Annotated in this window: 23 protein-coding genes; 10 read left to right on the top strand and 13 right to left on the bottom strand. The window is 45.9% G+C overall.

The window, feature by feature from the left end; genetic code table 11:
- From OGY19_RS04010 to OGY19_RS03985, 6 genes are all read left to right on the top strand, one after another.
- Positions 1–492: IS6-like element IS26 family transposase (locus OGY19_RS04010; protein ID WP_054623806.1), on the top strand; the 492-nt coding region annotated here is incomplete at its 5' end.
- 126 nt (positions 493–618) lie between these two features.
- Positions 619–1,386 (top strand): DUF1883 domain-containing protein, encoded by a 768-nt coding sequence (locus OGY19_RS04005; protein WP_001159650.1) that lies wholly within the window; start codon positions 619–621, stop codon positions 1,384–1,386.
- 162 nt (positions 1,387–1,548) lie between these two features.
- A complete protein-coding gene (locus tag OGY19_RS04000) occupies positions 1,549–1,749 on the top strand; it encodes a hypothetical protein (RefSeq protein WP_286596233.1) in 201 nt (66 codons plus the stop codon).
- Positions 1,746–2,009: a hypothetical protein gene (locus tag OGY19_RS24560; RefSeq protein WP_286596232.1), complete on the top strand. Its 264-nt coding sequence runs from the start codon at positions 1,746–1,748 to the stop codon at positions 2,007–2,009. Before OGY19_RS04000 ends, OGY19_RS24560 begins: the two co-directional genes overlap by 4 nt.
- Before the next feature lie 47 nt (positions 2,010–2,056).
- A complete protein-coding gene (locus OGY19_RS03990) occupies positions 2,057–3,811 on the top strand; it encodes an ATP-binding protein (protein ID WP_231079257.1) in 1,755 nt (584 codons plus the stop codon).
- Between the two features lie 504 nt (positions 3,812–4,315).
- Positions 4,316–4,813: a hypothetical protein gene (locus tag OGY19_RS03985; protein WP_016241538.1), complete on the top strand. Its 498-nt coding sequence runs from the start codon at positions 4,316–4,318 to the stop codon at positions 4,811–4,813.
- A gap of 36 nt (positions 4,814–4,849) precedes the next feature.
- Here OGY19_RS03985 and OGY19_RS03980 read toward each other — a convergent pair whose 3' ends face one another.
- Positions 4,850–5,101: a hypothetical protein gene (locus OGY19_RS03980; protein WP_007372348.1), complete on the bottom strand. Its 252-nt coding sequence runs from the start codon at positions 5,099–5,101 to the stop codon at positions 4,850–4,852.
- A 100-nt stretch (positions 5,102–5,201) separates the two neighbouring features.
- Positions 5,202–5,408 carry a hypothetical protein gene (locus tag OGY19_RS03975; RefSeq protein WP_032951190.1) on the bottom strand — a complete coding sequence of 69 codons (207 nt, stop codon included), beginning with the start codon at positions 5,406–5,408 and terminating at the stop codon, positions 5,202–5,204.
- 414 nt (positions 5,409–5,822) lie between these two features.
- Between OGY19_RS03975 and OGY19_RS03970 the strand changes: the two genes are divergently transcribed.
- A complete protein-coding gene (locus OGY19_RS03970; protein WP_024196077.1) occupies positions 5,823–6,122 on the top strand; it encodes a hypothetical protein in 300 nt (99 codons plus the stop codon).
- Positions 6,123–6,237: 115 nt separating this feature from the next.
- Here the strand turns inward: OGY19_RS03970 and OGY19_RS03965 are convergent, their stop codons facing one another.
- Positions 6,238–7,851 (bottom strand): HNH endonuclease signature motif containing protein, encoded by a 1,614-nt coding sequence (locus tag OGY19_RS03965; protein ID WP_007372347.1) that lies wholly within the window; start codon positions 7,849–7,851, stop codon positions 6,238–6,240.
- 579 nt (positions 7,852–8,430) lie between these two features.
- Here OGY19_RS03965 and OGY19_RS03960 point away from each other — a divergent pair.
- On the top strand, positions 8,431–8,697 hold the full coding sequence (locus tag OGY19_RS03960) for a hypothetical protein (RefSeq protein WP_016241542.1): 267 nt from the start codon (positions 8,431–8,433) through the stop codon (positions 8,695–8,697).
- A gap of 211 nt (positions 8,698–8,908) precedes the next feature.
- Here OGY19_RS03960 and OGY19_RS03955 read toward each other — a convergent pair whose 3' ends face one another.
- Positions 8,909–9,127: a hypothetical protein gene (locus tag OGY19_RS03955; RefSeq protein WP_007372345.1), complete on the bottom strand. Its 219-nt coding sequence runs from the start codon at positions 9,125–9,127 to the stop codon at positions 8,909–8,911.
- 282 nt (positions 9,128–9,409) lie between these two features.
- Here OGY19_RS03955 and OGY19_RS03950 point away from each other — a divergent pair, with 282 nt between their 5' ends.
- Positions 9,410–9,733: a hypothetical protein gene (locus OGY19_RS03950; RefSeq protein ID WP_007372343.1), complete on the top strand. Its 324-nt coding sequence runs from the start codon at positions 9,410–9,412 to the stop codon at positions 9,731–9,733.
- A gap of 35 nt (positions 9,734–9,768) precedes the next feature.
- On the opposite strand, the gene OGY19_RS03945 is transcribed toward OGY19_RS03950, so the two are convergent.
- From OGY19_RS03945 to OGY19_RS03915, 7 genes are all read right to left on the bottom strand, one after another.
- A complete protein-coding gene (locus OGY19_RS03945; RefSeq protein WP_007372342.1) occupies positions 9,769–10,692 on the bottom strand; it encodes a hypothetical protein in 924 nt (307 codons plus the stop codon).
- A gap of 180 nt (positions 10,693–10,872) precedes the next feature.
- Positions 10,873–11,247, bottom strand: a complete 375-nt coding sequence (locus OGY19_RS03940) for a hypothetical protein (protein ID WP_223226822.1) — start codon at positions 11,245–11,247, stop codon at positions 10,873–10,875.
- A gap of 171 nt (positions 11,248–11,418) precedes the next feature.
- The gene (locus tag OGY19_RS03935) at positions 11,419–11,817 is read right to left on the bottom strand and encodes a hypothetical protein (protein WP_016241545.1); all 399 of its coding nucleotides are present in this window, start codon (positions 11,815–11,817) and stop codon (positions 11,419–11,421) included.
- 21 nt (positions 11,818–11,838) lie between these two features.
- The gene (locus tag OGY19_RS03930; protein ID WP_009651680.1) at positions 11,839–12,156 is read right to left on the bottom strand and encodes a hypothetical protein; all 318 of its coding nucleotides are present in this window, start codon (positions 12,154–12,156) and stop codon (positions 11,839–11,841) included.
- Positions 12,157–12,243: 87 nt separating this feature from the next.
- Entirely contained in the window at positions 12,244–12,729 is a 486-nt protein-coding gene (locus OGY19_RS03925; RefSeq protein WP_007372340.1) for a hypothetical protein, read from the bottom strand.
- Positions 12,730–13,139: 410 nt separating this feature from the next.
- The gene (locus OGY19_RS03920; RefSeq protein WP_008786567.1) at positions 13,140–14,006 is read right to left on the bottom strand and encodes a RepB family plasmid replication initiator protein; all 867 of its coding nucleotides are present in this window, start codon (positions 14,004–14,006) and stop codon (positions 13,140–13,142) included.
- 572 nt (positions 14,007–14,578) lie between these two features.
- Positions 14,579–14,827: a hypothetical protein gene (locus OGY19_RS03915; RefSeq protein WP_016241546.1), complete on the bottom strand. Its 249-nt coding sequence runs from the start codon at positions 14,825–14,827 to the stop codon at positions 14,579–14,581.
- A 925-nt stretch (positions 14,828–15,752) separates the two neighbouring features.
- Here OGY19_RS03915 and OGY19_RS03910 point away from each other — a divergent pair.
- On the top strand, positions 15,753–16,871 hold the full coding sequence (locus OGY19_RS03910; RefSeq protein WP_016241547.1) for a replication initiation protein: 1,119 nt from the start codon (positions 15,753–15,755) through the stop codon (positions 16,869–16,871).
- Between the two features lie 1,528 nt (positions 16,872–18,399).
- Here OGY19_RS03910 and OGY19_RS03905 read toward each other — a convergent pair.
- Positions 18,400–19,119 (bottom strand): HNH endonuclease signature motif containing protein, encoded by a 720-nt coding sequence (locus tag OGY19_RS03905; protein ID WP_007372337.1) that lies wholly within the window; start codon positions 19,117–19,119, stop codon positions 18,400–18,402.
- A 521-nt stretch (positions 19,120–19,640) separates the two neighbouring features.
- Positions 19,641–19,970 (bottom strand): transposase (locus OGY19_RS03900; protein WP_202096121.1); only part of this gene is annotated, 330 nt, incomplete at its 5' end.

Raw genomic sequence — 19,970 nt, 5'->3', positions numbered from 1 at the left:
CTTTGCCCGTGGCACATGGATGAAACCTACGTGAAGGTCAATGGCCGCTGGGCGTATCTGTACCGGGCCGTCGACAGCCGGGGCCGCACTGTCGATTTTTATCTCTCCTCCCGTCGTAACAGCAAAGCTGCATACCGGTTTCTGGGTAAAATCCTCAACAACGTGAAGAAGTGGCAGATCCCGCGATTCATCAACACGGATAAAGCGCCCGCCTATGGTCGCGCGCTTGCTCTGCTCAAACGCGAAGGCCGGTGCCCGTCTGACGTTGAACACCGACAGATTAAGTACCGGAACAACGTGATTGAATGCGATCATGGCAAACTGAAACGGATAATCGGCGCCACGCTGGGATTTAAATCCATGAAGACGGCTTACGCCACCATCAAAGGTATTGAGGTGATGCGTGCACTACGCAAAGGCCAGGCCTCAGCATTTTATTATGGTGATCCCCTGGGCGAAATGCGCCTGGTAAGCAGAGTTTTTGAAATGTAAGGCCTTTGAATAAGACAAAAGGCTGCCTCATCGCTAACTTTGCAACAGTGCCCTCTCAACCACTGGATACAGTATAATCAGGAAGTGGCTACATTCTTCCAATTCAAATGAAGAGAGCAGACTTACATGCAATTCATCCATAATGATCTTGGTCAAAGAAAAAGAGGGGAGATTGTTGAAATCACCCTTACCAGTGGTGCAAATGTTAGACTAATGGATAGTTCTAACTTCAGTAGTTATAAGAATGGCCGACGACATTCCTACATTGGTGGGTTAGCAAAGCGCTCCCCCATAAGGTTACAGATCCCTTCATCAGGCCATTGGCATATTGCTGTAGATATGCAGGGATTAAGGGGGAGTACCAGGGCTTCTGTTCGCGTTCTTCCAGGGGTTCTTCCTGAAATTCAGGATAGGCCGTTAAGCGAAGTTCCTAGTCTGGTAAGAGATAACAGACCACCGTCAACAGCACAGAGCAACGAGATACATGACGTATTTATTTCGCATGCCTCAGAGGATAAAGATGATTTTGTTCGCTCTCTGGCAAACTCATTAATCAGTCACGGCCTTAATGTATGGTATGACGAAATGACGTTAAGAATTGGTGACAGCCTGAGACAAAAAATAGACAAAGGTTTAGCAAACAGTCGTGTTGGGTTAGTAGTTTTGTCTCCGGCGTTTATAAGCAAAGGTTGGACAAATTATGAACTTGATGGAATCGTCACTCGTGCTATTTCTGGTGAGCAAATATTGCTTCCCATATGGCATAATATTACAAAACAAGAAGTTGTCGATTTTAGTCCATCATTAGCAGACAAAGTTGCTCGTAGTACTGCAACTCATACAATCGATGAAATTGCTCATGAGATAGCCGAGCTACTGCATTCTCGTGGTTAATGTTTATCGAAATTCAAATAGCAAAACAAAAGGATCAATCAGCGATCCTTTTTTTATTTTTATGAATATCAATAAATTACATTCTTAACGTACGTTTTCGTTCCATTGGCCTTCAAACCCCATATAGTAATAATTGCCTACGGCGATCCACTCGGTAGAATTATGCGCTTTGTAAACGAAAGTGGAAGAAAAGCTCAAATATCTTTATTACTTGGTGACCACTTTGGAGATATCAAGAATTTAGTGGATTTTTATCTTCCTAAAGCAGCGATAGACAGATCATCAATTCGTATGGCAGAACTATTGAAATCAAGGGGTTTATATCGTACAACAATTTCAAATAATAGCGAGGATGCTGAATGAACTCATTTCCGATTGAACAAGGTGAGCAACTCAGGGTCGGCACTGTAGATTTTGTTTCACCTAATGAAATTAGAGCAATATTAGAGATTGACTCACCTGATACTGTTGCTTTGAATGCAGGAACGCCTAGAAACTTTCCAAGAGTAAACAGTTATGTATTAATATCATGTGATAATGGTTACTTAGTTGGGCAAATAGAGTGGCTTGCTGTAGAACATTCGCCTTATCCAAAACAAAGAGATGTTAAGAATTTGGTTTAGTAAATCTACCATTCCCCCGAAAAAAAATAAGTTTGAATCCGGTGGGAATGCTTAAACGTTTGTCCAAAGATGGTACTGATTATTTCAGATTTCAACGAGGTTCTGAATCGTTTCCTTCTATTGGGGCTGCTATTTTACTACCGACAGATTTACAACTTAGATCAATAGTCGAATCTGGAAATAATAGGCGAGTGATCATTGGACAAAGTCCACTTGCGAACAATGCAAATGTAGCTGTAGATCCTGATAGATTATTTGGTCGTCATATAGCAGTGCTCGGAAATACTGGTAGCGGTAAGTCTTGCTCTGTATCTGGATTAATCCAGTGGTCACTCGAATCTGCATTGGAATCACAAATAAAACCAAATGCCAGATTTATCATCCTAGACCCCAACGGCGAGTATGCACGTGCTTTGGGGCCAACGACGAAATTTAAAGGTAGAGTATTTAAGGTTGAGGCTGAAGGCAGTGAAAACCAATTACAAGTACCCTCATGGTTTTGGAATAGTTCGGAGTGGGCATCATTCACGCAAGCAAGTCCTAAAGCACAACTTCCATTACTAAAACGCTCCTTGAGAGCAATGAGAAATGAAGAATTTGATTTACAAAAGAATATAGATATAGAAGTTAAAAAATACCTAGGTACAATTTTGGTTTCTTTAAAAGCGGATAAATCTAAAGGAGCAGCGGCACTTAATGATTTCCCTGGAGCCAAAAATCTTTTGGCTAAAATTAATATTTGGCGTCAGAGTCTGGAAGAATACAAAGCGAGATTAACTACACCATGCCCTGAGTTAGATAAATTAATCATCTCTATTCAAGATTTTTGTGGGCAAAGAGAAGGCAGATATCCAGATTACAATGCTAAAGTTAGCGCAGTTGATAACATCATAAATGGAGTGTTATCTTCATTTCAGAGCCTTGGAGGCGATGAGTGTGAACTCCTTCCTAAAAACGAGGATATCCCCGTCCCTTTTGACGGAAATAATTTAGTCTCCTATTTAGAGGCGTTAGCACAAGAAAATGGTAGCGAGCAATATGTTGAATATCTAGTAGCTAGAATACGCACAATGCTTGCGGATACAAGAATGAAACCCATAACCAATGACTCAGAGCATAGAGTTGACTTGGCTAATTGGTTAGAAACATATATTGGGAAAGATGGTGATGGTGATAGCTGCGTTTCAATTATTGATCTTTCTTTAGTACCAACTGAAATTACTCATCTTGTGACAGCTGTCATTTCAAGAATTATTTTTGAATCATTGCAACGTTATAGACGACTATATAACAAATCTTTACCTACGGTACTTGTTGCTGAAGAAGCACATACATTTATTAAACGGTATCGTGAGGACAGTGAAAATCAGGATGTCGCAGCTGTTTGCTGTCAAGTATTTGAGAAAATTGCACGAGAAGGCAGGAAATTTGGTCTCGGTATGGTTATTTCTTCGCAACGACCATCAGAATTATCACCTACAGTTTTATCTCAATGTAATACTTTTCTTCTGCATCGAATTAGCAATGACAAAGATCAGGAGCAAGTTCATAAAATGGTACCCGACAATTTGCGAGGATTACTCCGTGAATTGCCTTCATTGCCATCTCAACATGCAATACTGATGGGCTGGGCATCTGAACTTCCTGTCTTAGTTAAAATGAAAAATTTGACGAAAGAGCAGCAACCCCATTCTGATGACCCTGATTTCTGGGATGTTTGGACAAGAAAGGATGCTGATGGGAAATTGGTCGAGAGAACGGCCAATTGGGAAGCTGTTGTAAAGGAATGGCAACAAAATTGAACTGAAGTAGGATGTGAAAACGGGAGGGCAGATCGGAATTGAAGGAACTTTATGCAATCAATCTACTTGGTATTGCGTTCCATCGACCATCAGCCCCATGATCATTGGAGTAGCTGTAAATGCAGCACCTAATAATTAAAATAAAACAATAGGTTAACCTATTAACGTGGTTTTTTACATCGTTGGCCCTCAAACCCCTAAAATCAGAAAAGTATCTTTCCAGACCTGTCAAATGGAAGCATTAACAAATCAGTTAACAAAACGGACAATATAGTAAAAAGTGGCTGGTAAGCATACTAACCACCTGATAGGCAGGTAGCAGCATAAAAGGGGAACCGAGTAATGAAAGGCTGTATCACCCGAAAAAGGTGTTTTCAGAGATGCACTATATGATGGAATAACAAGTTTTTGCAGATACTACCGGCGTAGAGGATGTCCCGAACACCTATAGCTGGAGTATCGATATTCACGGCATAATACGAATAAACCGAATGGGATATAAATATGGCAATTATTTTGGGTGTTTTATTTGTGATAACATTAACACTTAGCATCTATCAGTTGCGGAAGATAAGAAGACTATCATCCCGAATTAACACATTGGAATCCGTTATCCTGGGTGAACGGACGGGAAAGACAATTCCTTATGAATCGTTGCACCTTCTCAATATTTTGAGATTACAGGCACGACAATGGACTAGTTCGGAGGAAAATCCCGCTTTATTAACTATCCGGCCAGTTTGTATTGAACTGCTGGATGATTATATGTCTAAACTTTTAGCTTCTATTCCAGAATTGAATTTGATGATAGAACCTCGTCCTTCATATGCATCGCTATACAGTATCAATTCTGTAATGTTCTACATCGATAGTGAGAAACATGAAAAGTTGCCTATTCGCTTTCATTGCGCCAATCAAGACCTCGCAGAGCGCATTGCAAACTTGTTGCTATCGAAGGGCATTGAAGCTCGCGCAGCGATTGAAATGTCACACGTAGATTAGCCTGATATAAATAGATGGGCATTCTGTCCGGGTTGTTTATGCAGCCCTGTTTACAATGCACTGAATAAAACGGACAGCAATAACATAAGCCGTTAGCAAAAATCCCTCAATCAGAACCGTGGAAACAGCGACAGTCGTAAAATCCGTTGTTAGCTTGATCGCTGCTACTATCACCAGTCCGCCAAAAAGAATGCAGCGGGTAGCGATAGTTTCACGTTGAAACCAGCTAAAGAAAGCGCCCGCGATAATGACCAGGGAACAGTAAATCGAAAAAAGAAGTGTCATCATATTCTGTTATCCTATCTAACACAGAAAAAACTGGCCCGAAGCTTTTGAAACATATATGGAAATCAATCAGAGCACGTCTAACGAGCACGGTCTTATATATTCAATAACTATACATGTTGCTTATCATCATAAATGGATTTGGTATAGAGTGGCCAAAGAAAAAGGTAACAACAGTGGCAAGGACAACACAGGCTAACAATATCCACTCAAACTTTTCTGGAATGAATAATACCCGGATGGAACCTGCTGCGATAGTGCCACCAACTAAACCACCAATCAACGCTTCAGAAATTGTTGATAGTTCCATAAATTAAGTCTCCTGGTGTTTGGAGGGCTTCGGGAAGTTGCACCAGCTTATTCGCCAGACGCGTCCACTCACGTTAATAATAAAATCTGTCAGAAAACAACTCTACCAGAACCGTTGAAACTTCGATAAAAAAAGGACGCTGTTTTGAGGGCGTTTTCTATGCAAGTTATTTACAATGTTTCAGGCAATTACTTCACTACCGTAAGTTTTCGTTCGACAAACATTCAGATCCCATAGTTTGCGCTGGAACTGACCTATGTGGACGAGATCTGCTGTAGGTCTGTAGGGATTGGGGGCCATAGAGTAAATCTGGCATTTTTAGCTATAAAGTAATGATTGGGCTACACGTATGTAGGTTTTAAGGTTATGTTATCTCTGCCTCGTAATTCTGCGAGCACCTCATTAGGGAATAATATGAGTAACTTAAACCACATGGATAGAACCGTAACACAATACGTAAACACTAAAGTATTAGTGGCGCGTTTAGTACATCTTAGCGCCACTATCAGAAAGCTTGAATCCTACCAATCGTCATCTTGGGCAGATAGAGCTCTCCATGATTTATATGCAGAACTTCAGCGAATTTGGCCACAGGTGGAAGAGTATTATACTCAGATGCCAACATACCAAATGGAACGTGAGTTTTACGCTGAACTCGTGCAAATAAAGATAAAGGCTGAAGAGTACCTACGTAGAACTAAGCAGGAACAATAAAACAATTCGTTTTTGGGGAGCCCGGTGGGCTCCTTTTTTGTGATGGTTCAATCCGGTGACGTGGGGTTACCGAGCTGGCGCATTCCCACGATTCGCACCTGATGGATTACCGGTTTTACTTGGTCAGTTCTAACCGGCGCTGATAACGCTCCCAGCGCATGACGAGATTCGCCGGGTCTATCGGACGGCAAAGCCCGGTAATCACATGGCCATCGTATTGCTGCAAATCGGGATCTTCGGCCTGCGCGACAGGGTCAACGTGGACGGTCAACGTCTCCGGGCAAATGGCAAGGACGTTGTCGTCAAACAGCCGGTGCAGATCGATACGAAGCAGCAAGCCATTACTCCAGTGATCCAGACCACCAGCACTATGCTCTACCAGGTGTGCGGCCTCTGTCCTGCGGCGTAAGCTTGCTCCTGTAATCACGCAGCGGTCGTTACAGTTTCGACGGACGGTAGCAGCGAAATCAGCCTGATCCGGCCTGGTCACCACGCAGGTTGTAGAGCCTTCACGTTTAGGGTGCGCCAGGGGCGCAACAGACGGTTCCTGCATGGAGACGCGGGATTGTTCAACTTCGACGGAGATCAGGGCTGGCTGGGGTGCTGGCTGCGATTCTCGCACTACATCGTGCGTAATGCCGTTGGTTTCCGCTTCTTTAAGCTTTCCGACCTGGCTTGCTGCGGCCAGCGCACGGTCACGCGCTTCCTGCTTTTCTTCCTTCGTCCATTTACGTTTGGCAGGTTCGTGTGTGGGAGCCGGGAGATTATCTGGTTCATTGACCGGCACAGGGTCAACCATCTTTTTGCCTTGCATTGACTCAGCCATAAACCGGCGAGCCAGCACATCAGCGCGTAGTCCCGTATCGCGATGCTCATAAAGATAGGTGCGAAATTCCGTCACACGTCCGCCCACCAGCTTAATGGCCTCACTCATTCCGGCCTTGTTGATGGAAGCGCTACTGGTTTTCAGGTTGGGCAAACCGTACTGACGTGGGTTTTCTTTCTGGGTGCTTTCAGCGCCGGTCAGACGGCTCTCTCTGATTTTTCCATTATGCCGGGTCGGTGAATCGCCATTCGGATGTTCAGGAGATCGCCAGGTGTCTGCGGGAGGCGTATACGTTGTACCGTTCTTCTGGGCCATGTAGGCGAGCACTTCCCGCATATCAACACGGGTCTTTTTGCGCTCGGCAATACCTTCATCAATCTGACGTTCAAGATCCGCTCGCTTCTCTTTGTGCAGGCGGCGCGATTCCAGTACGGTTTCGTTATCATTCAGGCGTTCTACTATCTCACCGGTATTTAAATTCTGGTTTGCCAGTTCGCGCACCATGCTCAGCACTAAATCGCCCATTGGATGCCGGGTTGTGATACCCAGGCGCTCAAACGCCCGGTTGGTGATCTCGTTTCTGCGGGTTTGATTGGCCAGTTCCGTGATCTTCTTCAGGCGCTCGATTTCGGCAAGCTGTGCCCGCTTCATCAATTCGCTGCCGGTTAGCATGGCAACAATCTGAACCTGACTCTCACCCTTCAGTAAGTGCTCGGTGATGAATGTAGAAAGAGCTGCCCGCCCACCGTGATTTTTAGGGATACCCAGCGTGGCCAGAATGTCTCTCTTTAGAATATTACGCAGGTTAGCGGCCTTTTTTTCCGCTTCATGTTTGGCCTGCATGTCCCGGCTATGCTGCTTACGTTCGGCCCGGGTTTTCTTCACCTTCACTTTCGTCGTCACTACTCTTTACCTGGCAGGGCATCATCATCATTGATACCGGTCGCGGAGGCCTGCGGTCGTTACCTATCCCCCGCCGCTGGCCGCACATTTGATGGCGAGAGTATACCTGCTCTGTCGGCAGCGCGTCTTTTCTTGTCTTCATATATGCAAAATTAGTCCAACATACAAATGCGATCAGGGTCAACACCCCCGCGTCCACCCTGCAAAGCGCCCTTGACCTTTATACCCACTGAAACCCTCGCGCCCCCGGCCCCTCTTTTTTTTCTCTTTTTTTCTCTTTTTTTCTCATATTTTCTCGCATGGCTCATCCAGCGACCGGAGTCCCTATGTGGGGTTTGCAGGAACCGGACGGAAAGACCGGCACGGCCCGGTTGCCGCAGGCGGGGGAAATGGCCAGACCGGGCACGGCGGTTTCTTTTTAAAATGGTGGGCCCGGGCAGAATGGTTACCCCGGGCACGGGCCCGATCCTGAAAACGACACGGAGGTTTCAGGTACGGCTCCCCTTTCTGCCCCAAGCGAAGCGCAGGGGCAGAAAGGGGAAGTTTATTTGTATGTTGGACTAATAGAGGGTGATTTACGTGAATTCTGCCCGGGTTTTCCCGGCGATTATCCCGGAATCCATCACCGATATTCTTCCCTTTATCCTAATACCGGTGATGGCCACCGGCACAAAATGCAGGGTGTTCCGGCCCGGCGAAGATGCGGCCGCAAACCAGCACGAAAGTGTCGGTCGGAAAAAGGTGAAGCCAATGCTGGTGGCCGCACGGAATTCAGGCGGGCACTCGACGTTACTCACCCACGACTCCGGGTTAACGGTTCGACTCCGGGTAGCCTGGCCCGGGTGAAGCCCGGGGCAGGCTACCCTGTTTTTGTATGTTGGACTATTTTGACGGGTACTGGAGCAAACCACTCTGCCACACGATATGGCATTTAGTTACCGCTCTTGCGGTTCATGGATGAAATAGTCGGTTCTGTCAGGAGGGAGTCAGGGAAATGTGAAGAACCGAAATGGCCACGCTGAAAGATCATGTAGCCAGTTCAGATAAGCAAATTGAGTTAACGCCCTCGCTCATACCGCACCAGCTCTTCAGGTTTAGACAACCACTCTGTAATCTGGTGATCATGCATTGACGTATCGTATTCAAAGTCTGGCGGATAATACATATCGCCAACAAACCACTCTTCCTGCTTTAATTCATCCTCATCTATATCACAACCGCTATCAAGCCAGTCCCATCGGCCTCTTTTGTTAAAAATCACTCTCCCATTCGGCATAAAAGCTCCTTATTCAGTCAGATGGTTACGGTCTCGATATCTCGATGCCAGGTTAACATCGTTCACCAGTTTTACCACGGCTGGACGTTCGGCTTCAGTCCAGGAATCAGGCTGATAGTACACCCGCAGCGATTATCATCAAACTACTTCGCCTCTCAATCCCGCGCTCTCAAATTTCTGTTATGCATCATGCCAGAGTACAATATGAGGACACTATCGCCGGAATATTACCGACCGCCCCGACGATTAACGTTACCGGCCTAAGCTGAGGAAAATGGTTCTATGAAGTCATTTCTGATCAAAATGTCAAACGCGCATAACGAACACATCCGGGAAGTCGCTTCCGTGGATGAAGCTATTCGTATCGCATCCGAAAGAGCAAATGAAGGTTTCTGGCTTCCACCCAGCCGGGTCTGCGAAATGAGCAAGGAACATGAAGGCCGGTATACAGTCGGTGATGATGGCTGGTTCCGCCCCATCGAGCTGGCGGTTCCAGTCGAAATAGAAGAAGTGAAGTCGTCCTACGGGAACGGTGGTTACGACATGATTTCCGTAGGCAAATGGATCCAGACTCAATCAGGCTGGCAACCGTCACCGGCTGTCTGACTCTCCTTTTGTTTCGGTGGGGCTAGAGTGCCCCACTATTCTTCCGCTTTACGCTCGCGTTTTTCTTTGTCGCACTTCACTTTTTCATAAGCCTTGCCAAACCACTTAGGCTCTTTTCCCATCCCCGAATAAGATAGTCCTTCCGGCAGACTCTTCCAGAACACCGTTATCGCCTCGGCAAATTCTCTAAACTGTTCCTCGGAAACTTCAAGTTCTTCGTGGCGAGCTGGTCTCTCTTGCGGATAACCTTCGCATTGCCATACTGAGTAGTACTCCGGGTGAGCATTAACCAGTTTCTGGTGGGCATCACCATCTCCATGTTTATAAACGTTGACAACCTGATGACATGCACTGATTAACGGGAAACATGGCATGTTTCGTACTTCAATACCCAGCCATTCCATCAAATCCATAAGCCTCGGAAAACTGAGGTTCCAGATCAAATCTGATATCACAACCATGTCGAGCCACCGCCAGCTTCTGGCCTCCCGGATAAGCAGATCTCGTAATGCCTTGTCAAACTGGTGGTACATCCCAGCGGTCAGGGAAAGCGTGACCGTGACCTTCATTTCCCGCAACGCAACCCAGTGGCAAGCTTCAATCTGTTCAATATTCTCGTATACGTCACTTTCGTCGTGGTAATCAGGATTGAACCAGTCTCCAGCTGACTCTATAAATGACTCGCCTTTCTTTGTCGCTTCACTCCTGATCTCCACATCACTGAACTGCGACAGCAAACGTTCCTGCGCTTGTTCAGCGTAAAAAAGATGCGGGTTAAGCACCCACGGTCGGTCAATTGCCGCAAAGAAAAAGATGTTCCATCTCGGGTCGATAATTTCTTTTTCAGCATCAACAGCTGGCGCTGATACACTGCGGTTTGATTGTTTTTTTCTACCCATACCACTATCCAAATTAAAAACAGACGAAAAAAAACCGTCCAGCTGGACGGTTAATATCAAAATATCCTTCAGAAGTCTGACACGGGTCAGGCGCTAACCCGGGCAGTCGCTACTCACTAATTAAACCCCGCATAGGGGAAAACAATATTTTGATACTCCGACAACGCACCCCGCGATGGGGGAAGGTATGTCAGGCCAGTCTAACAAACCCAAAGCTCGTTGCAACCGCCAATCAGTGACTTAATCCTGGCAATCCTGATCATCAGTTTCAGTTCCGCAACTTAAGTAATCCATATTTAAAAACATTTTGTTCCCCGAGCCTGCCAATGCAGACAGACCTGAGATTTTACAGATCACGACAATCGACGGTACGCGTTTATAAATCTCGATTTCGCTTTCCCAACTTGACGCAAGATACCTTTCAAGCTGAAGTTCAGGGGTTACATCAACAGGTTGAATTCTGACCACAAAACCGTCTTTTCGCCCCTCATTGCGAAGAGATGTTAGCTGTTTTATCTCTGCATCGTTGAGTGTGGAAAATTTACGGCCATTAAGAATATGAGAGCAAAAATTGAAGCCAGTGATATGAGATGAGCCACCAGTTATCGATTCCAAAATGCTTGCATATTAGCTATCTGGGGGTTAGGCTCGCCTGTTTGCGGAGTGGATTCACATAATTCAAGGAGTCTTTCCAATTCCGATTTGGAATCACCCATACCCAATTCATTGCAAGGAAAAACATTGTGATTATTATTCATGAAAACTCCGTAGCATTAGATTTGAAGGCTAGTTTTCAACACTATGGGATCCCGAAATAAGTTCTCCCCCCCGCTCCCGGTAAGCTTTCGTTAATACCGCATAACTTTCTGAATTAACATGCTCATCAACCCCCGAACAAATCAGCCGGTTCGTCGGTGCTTCAAAAGCGTGGCGTTCGTATTTTTCGACCACGCGACAATCTTCCGACCATCTCTTGCCGAGCAACAAATCATTTGTGGTAATTGATGGAAACATCATCAATGCAAAAATTCCCCCAAGACAGCCTATTGGCACGAGCCACATGCAAACGATCTTGTTTTCGGAGCGTACAAATTTCAACCCGATGGTAGCGCCTATGATAGTCACGACAAATACCACCAGCAGAATTTTTAAGGGTAAAATCAGATCTGCGGCATAAATTAGCATTAATCATATCTCCTTAACTTTTCAATATTTGGTTCCTTCAAAAAGCCATCCATACTTTCCTTCATCTGGATGATCTGTCTTGTAGTTTATCTGGCAAGTGGTGAACTGACGCATCCATTCTCGTGACCTAAAAAATTTCCCACGAGGAAGTTTATCGCCAGGTAAGCATTGTTCAGCCCATTCGACAAAAGCAGGACAAACCCCCTTAAAGTGAGGAATAACAACTTGCGTGGCTTCTTTACGCATTACTGCTGACTGAATGGTTTTGGGATCAATCGTCATGGCTTCACAGGCTAACCCGACTTCACAAACATTTCTATTCTGCTGATGTTCTGTCATAGCGCCTTCCAGTTGAAGTTAAGTAGGGTCAGTTTGGATTTGAAAATTGTTGTACGGTAAGCCTGTTCTTGAACCTGCTTCGTGATCTTATGCCCGTTTGATGGCCACGGACTGACGCAAAAGTGCAAGAACGTCACTGACACTCATATCCCACGCATCCGCCTGCCGTTTCAGAATAAATGCCCCTACTTCCATTCTTTGGGCATGGTTCAACATATGCGTCAGCATATCCCCACCATGAGAAAAGTTTATCCCGCAGCCGGATGCACCATTGTTGATGAGCGTAAAACCTTTGTTTTTATCGGTTCCGTGAAAGTTTGCCCTCATCTCCTTTTCCAGCCCGAACAATACCGCGCAACATTGAGTTAATTCATAGCGATTCAGCTGGATGACGCGCTTAAGCTCCCATTGGGCTTCTTTTGCGCCATCAGCAATCGGAGCCATAGTGATGTTCACCGTGGGAAACGCATCCTTACCAGGCGAAACCACATATTGAAAATCAAGAGCAGTACGTTTTGCGCCCGTTTGCCGGTCTGCATAAAGCTTCAGCTGCTTACCAAATGTCGAAGTCATAACTATCCTCCAGAACTTAATTTACCCTGGTCATTCCAGCCGACAAAAGATTGTCGGGTTGTTTTCTACAGGCCTTCCCTCTCAATCCCACCGGGTATATTTTCCCCTTCCCTCTCGTTCCCACCGGCGATAAAAACTGTGCAGATTAAAAAAGTATCTTTTTGGGATTAGGCGAACAGCAGTAATTATAAAGAGGAGTGTTATTTTCTTTATTTTTCATGGTAATACAAGTTGTATTCAATAGAGGCCTGACGCGCCCCATCAGCTTTTCAGATGTAAATGGGACTATTTATCCTTTAGCGACTACAAAATCACGGGTGGGTTTGAGAGGGAAACGTCAACTTAGTGTTTTTGACCGGTGGGAATGAGACAGCACATTCCCGGAACCGGGCAAAAAGACGTTTCAAACATCAGGAACCTGTTAGTTTGGGATTCCGATCCGTGATCTGAATGGTGGGTACGCTGGTGTCCACCAGGTAGTAAAATTTCAGGTAACCGATGCTGGCAAGCACATCGAGAGCAGTTCGCATTTTCCGGTTCTGTTCGGCAATGCGCCCATTGAGCAGTAAACGCTGTCGAAGTCTGTCAAAGGTGATCGGGGCTGGATGTTGAGGTAGCGCTTCAAAAAATGTATAGAGCGCCTGAGCCGTTTCATTCCTGGTAAGTAGCTCCAGGGGTTTCTTCCGCAACAGAGTAAGATGATCTGAACGGTACAAATCCCAGAGTCGTTCGTCGGCTTCCAGGATGATGTAATCACTTTCACCATCAAATTCCGCCTCTTTCAGCAACCCGGCTACTTTGAACTTGGTGATCCCCGGGTTCTTCTCAAACCGAATGCTTTTTGAGCGAATCTTCGTCAACGAATCGGCTATCTCATTGCGCAGTTTCGTGCTGTAGCGTTTTGATGGGTAGCCGCAGAGTTTGGCAAATTCACTAAAGGGCATTTTAATCCGGTTACCTTTCAGCGCATCAGGCGATACGCTGAAGGAATGGACGATTGCTGTCCAGCACCGGAAGTCCTGGAAATAATTCAGCATCGGGCCGGTGATCTTTATGTCCGTGTACCCTTCCTGTTTTGCAATTTCCAGACTGGATAGCGCTTCCGTCACGTTTAGCGTGACCGTTGCCTCTGTTCGGCAACTGGGAGTAAAAACGCCCAGGCGGAGCAGTGATACAGGTTGTACTGATGAATTTTTTGTCACCGTCAGCTTTCCAGTCGACGGCTGATTGAAGTCGGGAATAGCGTCCTTGAAAAGAAGAACTTCATTCGAGTTCATCGTGTGGATCCCCCAGTTTTATTGTTATTTTCCGGGTATCTTGGAATGCCCAGTCCGGGCGAATGTATCACGGTGATTTTTATTGATCATGAGAAATAGGGGTCATTTAGTCCCCATTTATCGGGTATTGGTTTTTATTTGTACTAAATCAATACGTTATTTCAGAGATGAATCGGATAAATGTCGTTGACATCAAATTTTTGATCTGCTGCCAGTGTGGACAAAAAATGAATACCGATCACCTATTTTTGAGATTTGTTACGTATGATTATGTTTTTATTTGATGTTTTCATTAGCACAGCAGATGTTGATAATTAAGTTCCTTTCCCCTTCCAATCCCACCGTTATTCCCTTTGAACACCACCAGCTACCAGGCTAACCCCACCGACAGCCCTTCAGAGCTCACTTTTTTCCCTCTCAACCCCACCGGGGCAGGTCTTCAGAGCTTACCAGCTGCGGGTTTGCGGGAGCGGGGATCTTTTTGGTTCTATTTGGTCTTAATCTGGATCGATCTGTTGATCTACCCGGTGGATATGTGGATTAGTTGAGTCACGTCCTTGTTACTCGGTTGCTTAAATTTGGCCACTACGAACTGTCTCAATACCACTCTGAACAACATCCCAGTTGATACCGATATCACCATCGTGAGTTCGGTCTATCAACGCTAAGGTCGACTCAGCTTCGCTAGCTGAAACCTGCGGCATGTTTCGGTCTATTGCTAACTCCTGAACATCAGACTTGTACCAGACACGGACTAGCACCTTTTCGTCAGGGTTCATTTTTTGCAGCTTTGCGATAATTTCTTTTGCAGTTGCGTACATGTGAGTGCCTCTTATCGTTTTGTTTACACAATCAGTAAAGCACCGAGTCAGTAGCTGACGAAGGCAAAAAAGATACTTTTCCACAGGACAGTTCCAATAAAGAGATCCCAAAGGTGCAACGGAGTACAAAAGAGATCCCTGTACGCTGCAAGCCGCATGGTTACTGGGCTCAAGGGCATTTTATGACAATGGTAATGACTTTTTTGACATTGGTAATGATTAAAATGACATTGGTAGTGACTATTTCGACGTTAGTAGTGAGTATTTGTGACAATGGTAGTGAGTTTTATTGTGTGATCTGAAGGTATAACTCTTAAAGAGTTTTGAGTATATTTCTATTATAATTCATATAGATACCATCTATCACCTGTATGATGAAACAAAATTATTAAAATCTTATCCACTGTTTTCTATACGCATTTTCCTTTCATGCCCGTACATATTTTCGACAATTTAGCTATTCGATGTTGATTTAACTCGAAGAGAGAATTTATCCCCATTTTCCACAAGGTAGTTCCAATAATTAGTACCTTACGAGTTCCCATAGATCACAAGAGATCCCCGCAGCTCGGAAGCCAGACGGCACAAGGCCTGGAAGCCAATCGGTGACAACGGTAGTGATTATTTTGACATTGGTAGTGAGTTTTTTAACGGTAGTAGTGAGTTTTTTGACAACGGTAGTGATTGCGGCGACAATGGTAGTGATTTTTTAAAGGATCTTTTTCACCGGAATTGATCCTTTGTTGATAAACTACGTATGTATTTGTTTTTATGTGAATTTCAGAGTTTTATATTTAGTCGTGGCGTTTTTTTAGCCTGGACTTATGCACAATCTGAGATCGTCGCAGAGATCCCTTAAGTGACACTGAGGGCTTTGGGCGATAGTATTCAATAATCTGTTGATTAATACAGTCGATAAACCACTATGACCAATGAGAAAGATTCTGAGCAGCAAGGCCAGATGGTTACCAGGGCTTTCTCTGTAACAGAGAGAGAGACAGGTAAAGAAATTATTTTACGTCCTAATAGCAGCAGGACGGTTCAGTCTATCGCGCTCATGCGCCTTGGGTTGTTTGTGCCATCACCAAAAAGCGTTGGCCGTCAGAGTCGTGAATACAAAACTGTTGGCTTTGATGCCACGAAAGAACTACAGACACTTTCTTTGATGGAGAGCGAGGGTTTCACCAATATCTCGATCGTGGGTCAGCGCCTCGATATGTCTGTTGACTTCAAAACGTGGATGGGAATCATCCGAACGCTAGCTAACCATCCGATTGATAACGATAAGATCAGCCTCAAATTTACTGAGTTTCTGAAGCTCTGTAACCCTGAAAATTATCGTTCCTCTACCGCATCCCGTAAGCGTATCGACGCGTCGTTACGCAGGCTGGCATCCGTGATGTTGTCCTTCACCAGCACCCACTCGTCAAAGGTGTATACGACGCACCTGGTGCAGTCTGCCTTGCTTGACCCGGACTCTGATCAGGTAGAGCTACAGATAGACCCTAAGATATTCGAGTTGTATCAGTACGACCACAAGGTTTTGATGCAGCTGAAGGCTATCAAGGAACTGGCGAAAAAAGAGAGCGCACAGGCGCTTTACACGTTCATTGAGTCACTTCCACCAAATCCAATCCCGATCTCCTTAACGAGACTTAAGAACCGATTAAATCTTAAGACCCGTGCCAACAGCCAGAACGCCACAGTACGTAAGGCATTGGAGGAGCTGGCATCCATTGGTTACCTTCAGTACACCGAAGTAAAAAAAGATGGGAAGGTTTATTTCCAGATCCACAAACGCGATCCTGATTTGAATCTGAACAATATCCAACCACCACCTGATGGTGATGGCGAGGGTGATGCTGATGAGGAGAACAATGGCACGTCGGGTAAAAATAATGGTGAGCCACTGGAAGGTGAATTGTGCCCACCAGATGAGCCCATTGATGGGGATGAAACGTTAACCATCCATGACTTAACAGCTGAAGAACTTCACTACATTCGCAGCCTTAGAAGCCAGAAAAAGAACAATCCCGCCAGCTAGCATTCCCTCCGGGCTGTCAGATGACGGCCTGGAACCCTCCCTCCCTGCACATCGTCAGAGAATCCTGTTTAGCTTAATGACAACGGTATTGAGTGACGCGGTCACTACTGTTGTCATTGCGGGGTGACCACTCATGACAATGGTAATGAGACTAGATAGCTCACTACTGTTGTCATCATCGACATCTCTCCAGACCAGCTTCTCAGGGAAGGTCTTACACCGCTCACTACCATTGTCGGAATCGCCGGTACAGACAAATCGCTGATACCCATGACACCATGACATCGGCAATGAGTCTTGGCAGCTCACTGCTGTTGTCATCATCGACAACTCTCCAGAGCAGCTTCTCGGAGAAGACCTCATACCGCTCACTACCATTGTCGGCATCGTCAGTACGGATTTATCGCTGATTCCCATGACACAATGACAACGGTAATGAGTGATTTGACTCACTACCGCTGTCATTTGCTCCCGGCGCATTTGAATGACCACTGTATTGACTAAGAATACTCACTACCGTTGTCATTCATGATTCAGACCAAGTTCTTACTGCTCCACCAGCACAATGACAACGGAAATGAGTTCTGTTGGTCATTACCGTTGTCATATGCATTCCAGGTTAATCAGGCCTTTCAGGTAGCTATGGTAAGGATTCACTCGCCGTACTGTCTGCTCGTACTTGAGGGGCGGGATGAATGACCGTGGTAGTGACCGCGTCACTCCCTGTCGTTGTCGTTGTATGAATACATGGCCTGTCGGTGACAATGGAAATGAGTCCAACCGCTGTCGTAGCTAACCTGATTGGTCAATGACAATGGATGTGATTTTTTCAAGTCTCTACCATTGTCATCGTTTCCAAGTACATTTCAGTGGGGTCGTTCCGGCGATGACGAATCAAGTGAGTGCGGGATCACAACCATTGTCGAGGCACAACTTGCCGGTTGTAGCCATACCGAACGCTGCGACAACGATAGTGATCTCGATCACTCATTACCGTTGTCACCAGGCGGATGGTGAAGCACCAGAATCACTACTGTTGTCATCTAACATTCTGCTACCCATGCAACCAATGACGATGGTAGTGAGCAACGCCGTCTACTTGCTGTATATAGGGATAGTATGATGAGCCATAACAATGGTAATGACTCACTACCATTGTCATAGTTCCTGTACTTGATTGCCGGTAACCAGACAAGGGTTAACCATTAAGTCACTACCGTTGTCATTACAGAAAGGTACTTTCCTTAATTGTCATTACCGTTGTCGACCATGCACCCTCTTACCAGTAGTAACGGTTCGTTAATTATGTGAAGGTGATCATTACCATTGTCACTGGTTACACTCCCGGCAGATTCAAAAATCGAGTGACAATGGATGTGAGTTCGATGCGCAGGACGGCATCTCAGTGCCGATGGCAATAGTTATGAGCTGACCAGACTGGTGACAACGATAATGAGCCAAGCATTGAAGCCCGTTTGCTACGACAACGGTAATGATTAGGCCTCACTACCGTTGTCAGACACGATGCTTACTTCGGCCAGGTAAGTTCATCCCACCGGGATTTTAACCAGGCAGGGTTTACAGGTTTTCTTGTCGGTAATATTGGCCGAGCTTCATACGCGATGAGATCGTCATCCTTAGCCAGGATAGTGGGGTGGAAATGGATTGTCAGGGTGCTGGGATTAATCACACACAGGCCGTTGTCGTATAACCGATGTATGTCTGCCCGAAGCCACAGGCCATTACTCCAGTGGTCAGAGCCCGCTTTATGATGCTCAATCAGATGTGCTGCTTCTCCCCTGCATTTTGTCTTCACACCGGTGACGACACACCGCTCCATGCAGTTGAAGTATACCCTGTCGCTGAATTTCTTCTGATCAGGACGGGACATCGCACCGTACCGGCGATATCCAAAGCGTTTTGGTGAGACTTTCTCATCCAGGTCATCGTCAAATGAATCCTGACTCTCAGGCCGGAAGGTCTTCAGACGAACTTCCCAGCGAATGCCGTCACGTGCAAATTGCTGCCCTACGCGTGGGTCATCATCAGGCCAGATAGCTATTCCCTTAGCTTTAACAGCCAGCCGGAACTGGCGGGCATCAGCAGGGGTTCCCGTGCGGGTTAGTGTCATAAATTCATGGACACTCCGGTACTCCACTGGTTCTCCTGATGAGCCAGCAGGCCTGGCGAGAACCTTGTCTTTAATATCGCGGGCGAGTTTATCGGTTTGATTTTTATCTGAAGCCATGTGAGCTATGCCATACCGGAAGAGGGAGGCATGAATAATGGGCTGTTTTCCGAGGATAAGCCATAGATACTCACTACTGTTGTCATTCTTGTCGATGACAACAGTAGTGAGTCTGGTTGGTATGCATCATGTCGAAATCGGAGCACCGGTGACTTATCGAATAGTCTGAACTGACTTGTAATGCGCTTGTGCAGGGTGGCCATAAGCCGTATTCGAGCGTGGAACTTCGAGGTGACCCGGCATCCATCCGGTCGTTTTTGCAACCCAGAAACAGCGTTCCTCACCGTCATCGGTAGTGACTCTAACACGACAACCTTCAAGCCCAATTAGTTGGGGGGAAAGATTACCGGGGCAGCATTTCCGGGAAGCGTTAGGGAAGGTGCGAATAAGCAGGTCATTTCTTCCCAAGCTGACTCGCTGATTAAAATTTCGCGGATCTGGGCCGATTTTTTTCCCGCAAACACATCGAATCAGCCTATTTAGGCTATTTTTTCCACCATTTCTGGCGTTATTTCCGGTTTTTACTGAGATCTCTCCCACTGACGTATCATTTGGTCCACCCGAAACAGGTTGGCCAGGGTGAATAACATCGCCAGTTGGTTATCGTTTTTCAGCAGCCCCTTGTATCTGGCTTTCACGAAGCCGAACTGCCGCTTGATGATGCGAAACGGGTGCTCCACCCTGGCACGGATGCTGGCTTTCATGTATTCGATGTTGATGGCCGTTTTGTTCTTGCGCGGATGCTGCTTCAAGGTTTTTACCCTGCCGGGACGCTCGGCGATCAGCCAGTCCACATCCACCTCGGCCAGCTCCTCGCGCTGTGGCGCTCCTTGGTAGCCGGCATCGGCTGA

It is taken from the genome of Citrobacter sp. Cy070 (genome assembly GCF_030332245.1).
GTDB lineage: Bacteria > Pseudomonadota > Gammaproteobacteria > Enterobacterales > Enterobacteriaceae > Citrobacter > Citrobacter youngae.
The sequence above is the reverse complement of the archived record's forward strand: the minus strand, read 5'-3'. Positions and strand labels throughout refer to the sequence as shown.

Coding starts and splice junctions, on each gene's coding strand:
- OGY19_RS04005 (WP_001159650.1), top strand. CDS start 619: ATGCAATTCATCCATAATGATCTTGGTCAAAGAAAAAGAGGGGAGATT.
- OGY19_RS04000 (WP_286596233.1), top strand. CDS start 1,549: ATGCGCTTTGTAAACGAAAGTGGAAGAAAAGCTCAAATATCTTTATTA.
- OGY19_RS24560 (WP_286596232.1), top strand. CDS start 1,746: ATGAACTCATTTCCGATTGAACAAGGTGAGCAACTCAGGGTCGGCACT.
- OGY19_RS03990 (WP_231079257.1), top strand. CDS start 2,057: ATGCTTAAACGTTTGTCCAAAGATGGTACTGATTATTTCAGATTTCAA.
- OGY19_RS03985 (WP_016241538.1), top strand. CDS start 4,316: ATGGCAATTATTTTGGGTGTTTTATTTGTGATAACATTAACACTTAGC.
- OGY19_RS03980 (WP_007372348.1), bottom strand. CDS start 5,101: ATGATGACACTTCTTTTTTCGATTTACTGTTCCCTGGTCATTATCGCG.
- OGY19_RS03975 (WP_032951190.1), bottom strand. CDS start 5,408: ATGGAACTATCAACAATTTCTGAAGCGTTGATTGGTGGTTTAGTTGGT.
- OGY19_RS03970 (WP_024196077.1), top strand. CDS start 5,823: ATGAGTAACTTAAACCACATGGATAGAACCGTAACACAATACGTAAAC.
- OGY19_RS03955 (WP_007372345.1), bottom strand. CDS start 9,127: ATGCCGAATGGGAGAGTGATTTTTAACAAAAGAGGCCGATGGGACTGG.
- OGY19_RS03950 (WP_007372343.1), top strand. CDS start 9,410: ATGAAGTCATTTCTGATCAAAATGTCAAACGCGCATAACGAACACATC.
- OGY19_RS03935 (WP_016241545.1), bottom strand. CDS start 11,817: ATGCTAATTTATGCCGCAGATCTGATTTTACCCTTAAAAATTCTGCTG.
- OGY19_RS03930 (WP_009651680.1), bottom strand. CDS start 12,156: ATGACAGAACATCAGCAGAATAGAAATGTTTGTGAAGTCGGGTTAGCC.
- OGY19_RS03925 (WP_007372340.1), bottom strand. CDS start 12,729: ATGACTTCGACATTTGGTAAGCAGCTGAAGCTTTATGCAGACCGGCAA.
- OGY19_RS03920 (WP_008786567.1), bottom strand. CDS start 14,006: ATGAACTCGAATGAAGTTCTTCTTTTCAAGGACGCTATTCCCGACTTC.
- OGY19_RS03915 (WP_016241546.1), bottom strand. CDS start 14,827: ATGTACGCAACTGCAAAAGAAATTATCGCAAAGCTGCAAAAAATGAAC.
- OGY19_RS03910 (WP_016241547.1), top strand. CDS start 15,753: ATGACCAATGAGAAAGATTCTGAGCAGCAAGGCCAGATGGTTACCAGG.
- OGY19_RS03905 (WP_007372337.1), bottom strand. CDS start 19,119: ATGGCTTCAGATAAAAATCAAACCGATAAACTCGCCCGCGATATTAAA.